This window comes from Rhodopirellula sp. JB055, assembly GCF_043100905.1.
GTDB lineage: Bacteria > Planctomycetota > Planctomycetia > Pirellulales > Pirellulaceae > Rhodopirellula.
This window is the reverse complement of the sequence record NZ_JBICHO010000234.1, coordinates 1-2638: the sequence shown is the minus strand read 5'-3', so window position 1 is coordinate 2638 and position 2638 is coordinate 1. Positions and strand designations below refer to the sequence as shown.

Sequence of the window (2638 nt, the reverse complement as noted above, 5' to 3'; positions counted from 1 at the left end):
CGCCGCCCCACCCAAAGTGTGTGTGAAATAAAACGACCCGAACTCTCCGTGAGATGGGTGCCCCCCCTTCTCGCGTGCATCGCTTGGTCAATCGCAACTTGTCTTCTTTCACAGAATGCGTTGGCCCAACCGTCGATGGCTCGGCCTTCCGACCAAGTCCAACCCAAGATGGTCAAGATCTACGGCGCCGGCGGGCTGTCTGGGCTGGAAGCCTATCAGAGCGGTTTTCTGGTCTCGCCAGCCGGCCACATCGCAACCGCATGGAGCTATGTGCTCGATGTGGATCCCGTTGTGATCCTTCACGATGGCCGAAGATTTGAATCCAAAATCGTTGGCTTCGAACCGGCTCTCGAATTGGCCGTGCTGAAGATCGAAGCCGATGACCTTCCGTTCTTCCCAATTCCAGAATCCAACCAAGTCTCCTGGGGCGATCCCGTGCTCGCCGTCAGCAACCTGTTTGGCATTGCGACGGGCAATGAACCGGCCAGCGTGATGCAGGGCCGCGTCGCTGCCAAAACAAAGCTGGACGCTCGCCGCGGCACCTTTCAAACTCCTTATCGAGGTGAGGTGCTGCTGCTTGATTTGGTTGCCAACAACCCGGGTGCGGCCGGCGGAGCCCTGATCAATCCGGAGGGTGAATTCTTAGGAATGCTTGGCAAAGAACTTCGCGACCGCAAAACCGGCGTCTGGCTGAACTACGCCATCCCAGCCAATGTTCTTCGCCAACCCATCGGCGACATCCTGGCTGGCCGCAAGACCACGCTGCCAGATGATTCCGATCCCGTCTTGCCACGAGAAAAATCTCATTCGCCACGCACACTTGGCATCGGGCTGATCCCTGATGTGCTGGAAAATACCCCCGCCTACATCGACTTTGTTGACAAAGAATCCGCCGCCGCTCGCGTGGACCTTCGCCCAGACGACTTGATTGTGCTGGTCAATGGCCGCCGCGTTTCCCACCAACGTGCGCTTCGCGATTTGCTGAGGCGGATCGATCGACGCGACCAAGTCGCTTTGGTGGTTCAACGAGACAATGAAATCCTTGACTTGGTATTGCGCCCATGATTCGCGAGCTTCCCTTGGCAATTCTGCATCGTTCCACACCACGGTTTCATTCGTTTGAAACCGCGTACCAGAAAATTGTGGTTGCACTGTCCTTTTGCATTGCATCGACTTGCTACGCGCAATCCCCCTCGCCGGCTCGCTATCAAAGCGTCCTTGCCAAGGCCGTTCGAGGAGTCGCTCAAGACGCCTTGCCCTCCGTCGTGACCATCGAAGTCATCGGCGTCATGCAAGCCGACGGAGAAGTCCGACAAGACGCTCCAACGTCGGGAGTGGTGATGGACGAACAAGGGCACGTGCTGACGTCCTCCTGGGTGACCGGTGGCGACTCCGCCAGCATCATCGTCAACACACCCGGCGGCAAACGATATCCCGCGACAGTGATCGCTCAGGACGAACATCGCAATCTGGTGTTGTTGAAAATCAATTCCAAAGATGAGACCTGGCGCCCCATCGAATTCCCTTCGACCGGCCAAGCCACCGACCAAGTCGGCGAAACGGTGATTGCCGTTGCCCGCTACGGCGAAGCCAACACGCCCATGATCAGCACTGGAATCCTCTCCGCGACCGGTCGCCTCGATGGAACCGCGATCCAAACCGACGCCCGAATTTCACCCGCCTTCTACGGCGGTCCCTTGGTCGATTTGAAAGGTCACTTCCGTGGGATCGTGATCCCAGCAGTGGGCGAAGGTGGTGCAGAAGATCCAACCGCCTGGTACGACTCTGGAATCGCTTTCGCGGTCCCCAGTTCGATCATCGCTGAAAAACTCGATCAACTGCGTCGCGGAGACAACATCCAACATGGCGTGCTGGGATTTGTCGTTGCCGGCAGCGATCCATACGCCGAAGGAACCGACCTGAGCGTCGTGCGAAAACGCTCCCCGGCTGACAAAGCGGGCCTGAAGGTAGGCGACAAACTTCAAACCGTCGGCGGCCAACCGGTCACCCGGCGACAAGAAATCAAACTTGCCTTGGGCCAGTACGATGCGGGTGATGAAGTTGAAATCACTTATGAGCGAGATGGAAAAACGATCTCAACCACCGCAACCATGGTTGCCACCATCCCACCGCTTCAGCCCCAATTCATCGGGCTGATTGCAACGGATCAAGTCTTAGAAACAACCAACGAAGAGGATTCGGCGGACGATGCCCCAGCGGAATCTGTTGTCGTCCAAAGTGTCTGGGATCAATCGCCTGCAGATGGCATCCTGGAACCAAACGACCGGCTGATTCAACTTGATGGTTCGCCCATCTTGAATGCCAACGCACTGCGTCAGCGTCTCTGGGCGTCCGAACCTGATTCTGCGATGGAGCTGACGATCAAGCGGGATGGCAAAACTCAAACCGTCTCCATTGATCCGCTGACGATGGATGGCCCGCTGGATCGTATCCAAGCCCTCCAAGCGGAAGACAACTCGGCCGCTGATTGGGAATCCGAAACGTTGCAGTTGCCAGACATCACCAACGCCGCGGCAATGTGGTTTCCTGTACCGAAAACCGCCGTCGATCCAGATGCCAACGAAACGCCGTCGACACCGCTGGCCTTGGCGATCGTGCTCGCTCCCCCGCAAGACCG

At 57.5% G+C, this 2638-nt stretch carries 2 protein-coding genes; both read left to right on the top strand.

All coding sequences use genetic code 11. From position 1 onward, the window contains the following. The first annotated feature begins 135 nt into the window (after positions 1–135). Positions 136–1065 carry a S1C family serine protease gene (locus ACF8AM_RS09835; RefSeq protein WP_392555471.1) on the top strand — a complete coding sequence of 310 codons (930 nt, stop codon included), beginning with the start codon at positions 136–138 and terminating at the stop codon, positions 1063–1065. Continuing rightward, on the top strand, positions 1062–2638 hold a 1577-nt coding region (locus ACF8AM_RS09830), incomplete at its 3' end, for a PDZ domain-containing protein (RefSeq protein WP_392555470.1). The genes ACF8AM_RS09835 and ACF8AM_RS09830, both read left to right, overlap by 4 nt.